We start from the raw sequence: 8685 nt of genomic DNA, 5'->3' as shown, positions 1-8685 counted from the left end.
TGACAAGACCGCGCGCCCCCGTCCGCTACAGCGGGGACGCGCGGTCGTTCGGGAGGCTCGCCCCCGAGGCGGTTGCTCGCGAGGTGGTCTCTCGCGAGGCCGGGGCAGCCGGGGGCCCCGACGGATCAGCCGACCGGGGCCGGTTCGGCGGGGGCGGACCGGGTGGTGGTCGCGCTCGCCGGCCTGCCCGGCCGCCCGCCGATCAGCACCGCGGTCAGGCCCAGCACTGCCCACAGTGCCAGCGTCAGCGCGGGCCCGCCTGCCGCGCTGCCGTCGAAGTAGGCCACCGACCGCAGCAGTGAACCGCCCGCGCCCGGAGGCAGCCACTGGCCTATCAGCCCTGCCGGTTCGGGCAGCAGCTCCGGCGCACTGGCCACGCCCGAGAACGCGTTGCCGATGAGGACGACCAGCAGTGCGCCCAGCCCGATCCCGGCGGTTCCGATCAGCGCGGCCGGCCCCGCGACAGCGCCACCGATGGCCAGTGCGGTCAGGGCGAACGCCCCCGCCTGGGCCCACCAGTCTCCTGTGAGCACGCCGAGCCAGCTGTCCGCGAGCGCCGTCGCGGCGATGCCCACCAGGATCGACGCGCCCACCAGTGCGGTCGCGGCTCTCGCCCCGCGCAGACCCAGCGCGGTGACGGCGCCCCCGGCCGCCGTTCCCGCCAGTGCGAGCGGCAGGATACTGGAGGCCAGTGCGCTGCCCCTCGGGTCGCCGGCAGGGGCCGCGACGACATCCTCGGACCGCACCTGGGCGCCGGACGGAGCGCCGGCCGTTGCGGACTCCTTGAGGAGCTGGGCGACCACCGGGCTCGCGGCGGACGCCGTGAGCACCTTCGGGCCCTGTGGTGTCACGACCAGGGCTCCGTATACGGCCCGGTCCTCGATCGCGTCCCGGGCCGCTGCCTCGTCGGCGTAGCGGTGCACGTCGAAGGCCCCCTCGTGCTGCGCGAAACGCTGCTCCAGCTGTGCCGTCGCGGTGGCCGGGCCGGCCACGCCGACCGGCAGGTCGCGCGGTGCGATGCGGGCGGCGGGCCAGGCGAAGGCCCAGAGCGCCAGGGCGACGACGACCGGGACCAGGATCATCACCGCGATCATGCGGCGGGCCGGTGCGGCCGGTGCAGTGGGCATGGCAGCCTCCTCGATTCGGGTCGATCCAAAGAGAAGGATCGTTCGTTTTTGTCGAGCCCCACTGTCTCGGCGAGGTGTCCAGTTGTCAAGAATGAATGTTCGTTTTAGATTTGGCGCATGGCTCGCGTATCCCAGGAACACCTCGACGCCCGGCGCCGTCAGATCCTCGACGGCGCCGCCCGCTGCTTCGCCCGCAACGGCTTCCACGCCACGTCGATGCAGGACATCCTCAGCGAGGTGGGCCTCTCGGCCGGCGCCGTCTACCGCTACTTCCGGGGCAAGGACGAGCTGATCTCCGCCATCGCCGAGGAGGCGTTCGCCGGAATCCGGGCGGCCTTCGAAGAGGCGGCCCGTACGACCCCGCCGCCCACCCCGGACATCCTGCTCGGGCGGGTCCTCGGGACGTTCCTGGAGGGACAGGTGCCCGGCGGTGACCAGCAGGCCTTCGGCCGTCTCATCGTGCAGGTCTGGACCGAGACCCTGCGCAACGAGCATCTCGCCGCGATCCTGAACGACGGCTACGACGCCATGCGCCGGGCCTGGGCGAAGCTCGTCGACGCCTACCGGGACAACGGGATCCTGCACGCCGATGTGCCGGCCGACCATGTCGCGCGCACGCTGATCGCCACGGCCCAGGGGTTCATCGCCCAGCAGGCGCTCTTCGGGGATGTCACCGTCGAGCTGCTGCAGGACGGGTTGCGCGGACTGATGTCCATGCAACTACCAAAGGTCAGTTAACGCGCCGGAAAAACTTCCGCCCTAACGTTCAAACCTTGGCAGCGGCACGCCCGTGGAGTGTCAGCGGAGTGCTGACACTGGCTACGTCCCGCTGCGCCCGGTCCGGCCGGGCAGGACGACTGTGAGGTGGAAGCGTGCAACTGACCCCACACGAGCAGGAACGGCTGCTCATCCATGTCGCCGCCGATGTCGCGGAGAAGCGCCGAGCCCGCGGGGTGAAGCTCAACCACCCCGAGGCGGTCGCCCTCATCACCACGCACATCCTGGAGGGAGCACGCGACGGGCACACCGTCGCCGAACTCATGGCCTCCGGACGGAAAGTGCTCACCCGCGACGACGTCATGACAGGCATCCCCGAAATGATCCACGACGTCCAGGTCGAGGCGACGTTCCCGGACGGCACCAAGCTCGTCACCGTCCACGATCCGATCGTCTGACGGGGGAGCGCCGCCGATGATTCCCGGCGAGATCCTGTACGCGGACGGGCCCGTCAAGCTGAACGAGGGCCGCGACGTCACACGTCTGACCGTGCTCAACGCCGCCGACCGGCCCGTCCAGGTCGGCTCCCACTACCACTTCGCCGAGGCCAACCCCGGGCTCGACTTCGATCGCGCCGCGGCCCGCGGCCGGCGGCTGAACATCGCGGCCGGCACCGCCGTGCGCTTCGAGCCCGGCATCCCGGTCGACGTCGAAGTCGTACCTCTCGGAGGGCTTCGCATCGTCGCGGGCCTGCGGGGCGAGACCGGAGGTGCTCTCGATGTGAGCGACGCACGCGAGGCCGCCGGGCCGCGGACGGCAGCGAAAACCTCTCTTCTGCGCCGAGCGGGCGGAGAAGGGGGCAATCCCCCTACGCCCTGCGGGCGTGGAGGGATCCCCACCCAGGCGGCAGCTCTGGGGGAGAACGGAGGAACCGATGTCTGAGTTGACACGTGCTGTCTACGCCGACCTCTTCGGACCCACCACCGGGGACCGGATCCGGCTCGCCGACACCGATCTGCTCGTCGAGATCGAGGAGGACCGCTCGGGCGGGCCCGGACTCGCGGGCGACGAGGCCGTGTTCGGCGGCGGCAAGGTGATCCGCGAGTCGATGGGCCAGTCCCGTACGACCCGTGCCGAGGGCGCCCCGGACACGGTGATCACCGGCGCGGTGATCATCGACCACTGGGGGATCGTCAAGGCCGACATCGGCATCCGCGACGGCCGGATCACCGGCATCGGCAAGGCCGGCAACCCCGACACGATGGATGGTGTCCACCCGGACCTGGTCATCGGCCCCGAGACCGAAGTCATCGCGGGCAACGGCAAAATCATCACCGCGGGCGCCATCGACGCCCACGTCCACTTCATCGCGCCGACCATCGTCGACCAGGCACTGGCGTCCGGCATCACCACGCTCGTCGGCGGCGGCACCGGCCCGGCCGAGGGCACCAAGGCGACCACGATCACCCCCGGTCCCTGGCATCTTGCCCGGATGTTCGAGGCGCTGGAGTCGTTCCCCGTCAACATCGGGCTGCTCGGCAAGGGCAACACGACGTCCCGGGAGGGGATGTACTCCCAGCTGCGCGGCGGAGCGCTCGGATTCAAGATCCACGAGGACTGGGGTGCGACGCCTGCCGTCATCGACGCCTGCCTGGGCGTGTGCGAGGAGACCGGCGCGCAGCTCGCCATCCACACGGACACGCTCAACGAGGCCGGGTTCGTCGCGGACACGCTCGCCGCGATCGCCGGCCGCACCGTCCACGCGTACCACACCGAGGGTGCGGGCGGCGGGCACGCACCGGACATCATCACCGTGGTCTCGGAGCCGTACGTCCTGCCCAGCTCCACGAATCCGACCCGGCCGCACACCGTCAACACCATCGAGGAACACCTCGACATGCTGATGGTCTGCCACCACCTCAACCCGGCCGTGCCCGAGGACCTGGCCTTCGCCGAGTCCCGGATCAGGCCGTCCACGATCGCGGCCGAGGACGTCCTGCACGACATCGGTGCCATCTCCATCATCTCCTCGGACTCCCAGGCCATGGGACGCGTCGGCGAGGTGATCATGCGGACATGGCAGACGGCGCACGTCATGAAGCGGCGTCGCGGAGCCCTGCCGGGCGACGGCCGCGCGGACAATCTGCGGGCACGTCGCTATGTCGCCAAATACACGATCAACCCGGCCGTCGCCCAGGGCCTGGACCACGAGATCGGCTCGGTGGAGCCGGGCAAGCTCGCCGATCTGGTGCTGTGGGAGCCGGCGTTCTTCGGCGTCAAGCCGCAGCTCGTCATCAAGGGCGGCCAGATCGCGTACGCACAGATGGGTGACGCCAACGCCTCCATCCCCACACCACAGCCCGTGCTGCCCCGGCCAATGTTCGGCGCGCTCGGGAGGGCCCCGGCGGCGGGCTCGTTCAACTTCGTCTCGGAAGCGGCGATCGAGGACCGGCTGCCCGAACGCCTGGGCCTGGGCAAGCGCTTCGTCCCGATCCGCAGCACGAGGCGCGTCACCAAGGCGGACATGCGGGAGAACGACGCGCTGCCGCGGGTCGAGGTCGACGCCGACACGTTCACGGTGACGATCGACGGCGACGCGGTCGAACCGGCCCCCGCCAAGGAACTGCCCATGGCGCAGCGGTACTTCCTGTTCTGACGATGAACGACTTCACACACGCGCCGGTGGACGGGCCGGCCGACGGTTCCGGCCGCACCGCGGCCGGTGCTGCGTCATGCCCGGCGCCCGCCACGGCGGACAGCGGCATCGTCCCCGGTCAGAGTTCCGGTTCGCCGGTTGGGGCCGGTGACGGGCTGCGCCGGGCGGGTGTGCCTGCCGGGCCGGAAGGAGCCAGGGCCGGGCAGGCAGGGCCGTCCACGGTGGCCGCGGAACGGGACCGCCCAGTGGTGCCGCCGCCCGCAGCCTGCCCCGTGCCCGTATCGGCGGAATCACGGCGGGCAGGGTCGCCGGACGACGCCGGCCGGCCGGCCGGCGCATCGTCGCGGGCCGCGTTGCTCGTACTCGCCGATGGACGGTTTCCCGCCGGGGGGCATGCCCACTCCGGTGGGGCCGAGGCGGCCGTCAAGGCGGGGCGGATCCGGGACGCCGCAGGACTGGCGGGCTTCTGCCGCGGGCGGCTGCACACCGCCGGGCTGACGGCCGCCGGGCTTGCCGCCGCGGCGGCGCTCGGCCTCGACCCGCTCGAGCTCGACGCGGCCGCCGACGCCCGCACCCCGTCACCCGCCCTGCGCACCACGGCCCGCAAACTCGGCCGGCAGCTGATGCGCGCCGCCCGCGCCACCTGGCCGTCAGCCGAACTCGACGCACTGGCCCAGGCATTGCCCAGGGGCGCGCACCAGCCCATCGTGCTCGGGCTCGCGGCGCGCGCCGCCGGCCTCGGACCCGAGGACGCCGCGCACTGCGCGTCGTACGAGACCGTCAGCGGGCCGGCCACCGCCGCGGTACGCCTGCTGAGCCTGGACCCCTTCGAGGCCACCGCCGTCCTCGCCCGCCTCGCCCCCGCCATGGACCGGGTCGCCGAGCGCGCCACGGCCGCGGCCCGGCAGGCGGCCGAGCTGGGCGTCGACGCCCTGCCCGCCGCCTCCGCCCCGCTGCTCGACATCACCGCCGAGCTGCACGCGGCCTGGCCCGTACGCCTTTTCGCCTCGTAGGACCCAGAAGGAGCCGCACCATGCATCTCGACCACAGCCACGACACCGCCAAGGCCGTCAGCGCCGACGCCAACCGCTCCGACGGCACCCGGCGTGCCCTGCGCATCGGCCTCGGCGGCCCCGTCGGCTCCGGCAAGACCGCGACCGTCGCCGCCCTCTGCCGCGCCCTGCGCGACCAGCTGTCCATCGCCGTCGTCACCAACGACATCTACACCCGCGAGGACGCCGAGTTCCTGCTGCGCAACGCGGTGCTTCCGCCCGAGCGCATCCAGGCCGTCGAAACCGGCGCCTGCCCGCACACGGCGATCCGCGACGACATCTCCGCCAATCTCGAAGCCGTCGAAGACCTGGAGGAATCGGTCGGACCGCTCGATCTGATCCTCGTCGAATCAGGCGGCGACAATCTCACCGCCACCTTCTCCAAGGGCCTCGTCGACGCACAGATCTTCGTCATCGACGTGGCGGGCGGCGACGACATCCCCCGCAAGGGCGGCCCCGGCGTCACCACCGCCGACCTCCTCGTCGTCAACAAGACCGACCTCGCCCCGTACGTCGGCTCCGACCTGCAGCGCATGGCGCGTGACGCCAAGGAGCAGCGCGGTGAACTTCCCGTCGCCTTCACCTCGCTGACCGGCGGGGACGGCGTCCGGCCCGTCGCCGACTGGGTACGCGCGCAGCTCACCGCCTGGGCCGCCGCGTGACCGCCGCATGAGCGTCCGAGCCACCGCCCGTATCGTCGCCACCCGCGACGGTGGACTTCCCGTCCTGGAGAGCGCCGGGCCGCTCGCGCTGCGCCGCACGCGCGCCGCCGGACCGTACGCCCGCGTCACCGTCGTCGGTGCGATGAGCGCGCCGCTCGGCGGGGACCGGCTGGCCGTCGAGGCGGACGTCCACGACGGCGCCCGGCTGCACATCGACTCCGCCGCGGCGACCGTCGCCCTGCCCGGCCGCACCCCGGAAGAAGCCACGTACGACATCGCGCTGAACGTGCGGGAGGACGCGGAGCTGCGCTGGCTGCCCGAGCAGCTCATCTCCGCCCGCGGCAGCAACTTGCGAATGCACACACGCGTCGAACTCGCGGCCACGGCACGACTGGTGCTGCGCGAGGAACAGATCCTCGGCCGGCACGGCGAGGACCCCGGCACCCTCACCACTCGCCTCACCGTCCGCCGCGCGGGCCGCCCCCTCCTGGACCAGGAACTCGCGTACGGACCCGGCGCACCCGATGGCTGGGACGGGGGAGCGGTACTCGCCGGACACCGCGCGGTCGGCCAACTCCTGGTTGTGGACCCGGACTTCGAGGAGAAGCCCGCCGAGCCGCGGCAGCTCGGCGACACCTGTGTCCTCACCCCGCTCGCCGGCCCGGCCGTGCTGGTCACCGCGATCGCCCCGGACGCACTGCGGCTTCGCCGCCTGCTCGACGCGGCCCGGCGTGAGGCACTCGACGACTGACGCAGTCCCACCCGGTGACACCGCGCACCGGCTATCGCTTAGGCAAAGAAAGACCAGTTCGGTCTATCGCCCTGCGTCGCACAGACGTAAGGATCCCCCCTATCAGACCATGACCGCGCTGCTGTGGGGAGCGGCGCATCACCAGGGGGAGGCACCACGTGAAACGCACAGCGGCGCTCGGCTCCGTCGGCACTCTGATCGCGGGCACACTCATGACCGGCGCGATCACCGCACCGACAGCGACCGCCGACGGCAGGCCCGAGCAGAGCGTCGAGGCGTCCGGAGTGAAGGTGGCCGCCGAGCGCGCGGCGCACCAAGGCATCGCCTGGGCCGACTGCCCGGCCGACTGGGGCCTGGAGAAGCCCATCCAGTGCGGCTGGGTGAGCGTCCCGCTCGACTACACGCGCCCGGACGGCAGGCAGATACGCATCGCCGTCGACCGCATCGGCAACACCGGCACCCAGGAGGAGCGCCAGGGCGCGCTCCTCTACAACCCGGGCGGGCCCGGCGCCTCGGGACTGCGCTTCCCGCGCCGAACCGTCACCAACAGCCCCATCTGGGCCAAGGCCGCCAAGGCCTACGACTTCGTGGGCTTCGACCCGCGCGGCGTCGGCCACTCGGCGGCCATCTCCTGCGCCGACCCACAGGAGTTCATCAAGGGGCCCAAACCCGACCCGGTCCCCGACTCAGAGGCCGACAAGCGCGCCCAGCGCAAGCTCGCCGCCGAGTACGCGCAGGGCTGCGCCGAGCGCAGCGGCGACCTCCTGCCGCACATGACCACTCTCAACACCGCTCGCGACCTGGACGTCATCAGGGCCGCGCTCGGCGAGAAGCAGCTCAACTTCCTCGGTGTCTCCTACGGCACCTATCTGGGCGCGGTCTACGCGACGCTCTTCCCGTCCCATGTCCGCCGCATGGTCATGGACAGCGTCGTGAACCCGCGGACCGACATGATCTGGTACAACGTCAACCTCACCCAGGACATCGCCTTCGAGCGCCGGCTGACCGACTGGATGAAGTGGGTCGCCGCCAACGACGCTTCCTTCCACCTCGGCGACACCGAGGAGAAGGTCCGCCGGCAGTGGCAGACGCTGCGCGAAACCGCCAAGAAGAACCCGATCGGCGGGCTCGTCGGCCCGGCCGAGCTGGTGAACTACTTCCAGGCCGCCCCGTACTACGACAGCCAGTGGGCGCCCGTCGCCCGGGTCTGGAGCAAGTACGTGGCCGGTGACCCGAAGCCGCTCGTCGACGCCGCGGGCCCGCATCCGGAGGACACCGCGGGCAACGCCGCCGCCGAGAACGGCACCGCCGTCTACACGGCGGTCGAGTGCACGGACGCTCCCTGGCCGACCGACTGGGAGACCTGGGACCGTGACAACTCCCGGCTGCACGCGAGGTACCCCTTCTTCACCTGGTCGAACGCCTGGCTGAACCTGCCGTGCGCCACCTGGCCGACCAAGCGTCAGCAGCCGCTGGAGATCCGCACGGGCAAGGGTCTGCCGCCGGTGCTGCTGGTGCAGGCCGAGCGCGACGCGGCCACCCCCTACGAGGGCGCTCGTGAACTCCACAAGCGGTTGAAGGGCTCGCGCCTGGTCACCGAGAAGAACGCCGGCTCGCACGGCATCACCGGCCTGGTGAGTCCCTGTATCAACGGCAAGGTCGAGGCGTATCTGGTGAGCGGCACGCTCGACAGCCGCGACACGGCGTGCGCACCGCACGC

The 8685-nt window shown here is 71.8% G+C and carries 8 protein-coding genes and 1 pseudogene; 8 read left to right on the top strand and 1 reads right to left on the bottom strand.

Going from position 1 to position 8685, the window contains the following annotated elements; genetic code table 11:
* Nucleotides 1–125 precede the first annotated feature (125 nt).
* On the bottom strand, nt 126–1127 hold the full coding sequence (locus tag ACWGI8_RS33385) for an ABC transporter permease (RefSeq protein ID WP_453666680.1): 1002 nt from the start codon (nt 1125–1127) through the stop codon (nt 126–128).
* Nucleotides 1128–1244: 117 nt separating this feature from the next.
* Between ACWGI8_RS33385 and ACWGI8_RS33380 the strand changes: the two genes are divergently transcribed.
* The 8 genes and pseudogenes from ACWGI8_RS33380 to ACWGI8_RS33345 all read left to right on the top strand — a co-directional run.
* Nucleotides 1245–1865, top strand: coding sequence for a TetR/AcrR family transcriptional regulator (locus tag ACWGI8_RS33380; RefSeq protein WP_453666678.1), 621 nt, complete (start codon nt 1245–1247; stop codon nt 1863–1865).
* A gap of 134 nt (nt 1866–1999) precedes the next feature.
* Nucleotides 2000–2302 carry an urease subunit gamma gene (locus ACWGI8_RS33375; RefSeq protein ID WP_453666676.1) on the top strand — a complete coding sequence of 101 codons (303 nt, stop codon included), beginning with the start codon at nt 2000–2002 and terminating at the stop codon, nt 2300–2302.
* Between the two features lie 16 nt (nt 2303–2318).
* Nucleotides 2319–2624: pseudogene (locus tag ACWGI8_RS33370) on the top strand (urease subunit beta); the annotation flags it as partial.
* Nucleotides 2625–2778: 154 nt separating this feature from the next.
* A complete protein-coding gene (locus tag ACWGI8_RS33365) occupies nt 2779–4500 on the top strand; it encodes an urease subunit alpha (protein WP_453666674.1) in 1722 nt (573 codons plus the stop codon).
* Nucleotides 4501–4853: 353 nt separating this feature from the next.
* On the top strand, nt 4854–5513 hold the full coding sequence (locus ACWGI8_RS33360) for an urease accessory protein UreF (RefSeq protein WP_453666684.1): 660 nt from the start codon (nt 4854–4856) through the stop codon (nt 5511–5513).
* A gap of 20 nt (nt 5514–5533) precedes the next feature.
* Entirely contained in the window at nt 5534–6214 is a 681-nt protein-coding gene (ureG, locus tag ACWGI8_RS33355; protein ID WP_453666672.1) for an urease accessory protein UreG, read from the top strand.
* A 7-nt stretch (nt 6215–6221) separates the two neighbouring features.
* Nucleotides 6222–6965, top strand: coding sequence for an urease accessory protein UreD (locus ACWGI8_RS33350; RefSeq protein WP_453666670.1), 744 nt, complete (start codon nt 6222–6224; stop codon nt 6963–6965).
* 212 nt (nt 6966–7177) lie between these two features.
* Nucleotides 7178–8685: alpha/beta hydrolase (locus tag ACWGI8_RS33345; protein ID WP_453666682.1), on the top strand; the 1508-nt coding region annotated here is incomplete at its 3' end.

Source organism: Streptomyces sp. NPDC054841, assembly GCF_053611045.1.
The sequence above is the reverse complement of the archived record's forward strand: the minus strand, read 5'-3'. Positions and strand labels throughout refer to the sequence as shown.